1 protein-coding gene is annotated in these 247 nt (G+C 36.4%); it reads right to left on the bottom strand.

Annotated features, from left to right (window positions below; translation table 11 throughout):
* The coding region (locus tag ACYQ4S_RS13035; RefSeq protein WP_459771611.1) for a DDE-type integrase/transposase/recombinase at positions 1-247 on the bottom strand (247 nt) is incomplete at both ends.

Here is a 247-nt window from a genome sequence, read left to right as displayed (position 1 = left end):
CTATTTCGTCTTTCATGTGTCCAAAGAAGGATTCTTGGGGAGCGTTATCCCAACAGTTTCCTCTTCGTGACATAGATTGACGCAGTTCTTTATCCGCGAGTAATTTTTGAAATTTTATACTTGTATAGTGAATGCCCTGGTCGGAATGGATCAGGGTTTTCTGTTGTTTTGAAATGTCATGGTTGATCAAAAGGTCTTCAATCATCTCTAAAACAAAATCAATACTTAAGGATTCACTTAATTGATA

Source organism: Alkalibacterium sp. s-m-28 (genome assembly GCF_054658175.1).
The sequence above is the reverse complement of the archived record's forward strand: the minus strand, read 5'-3'. Positions and strand labels throughout refer to the sequence as shown.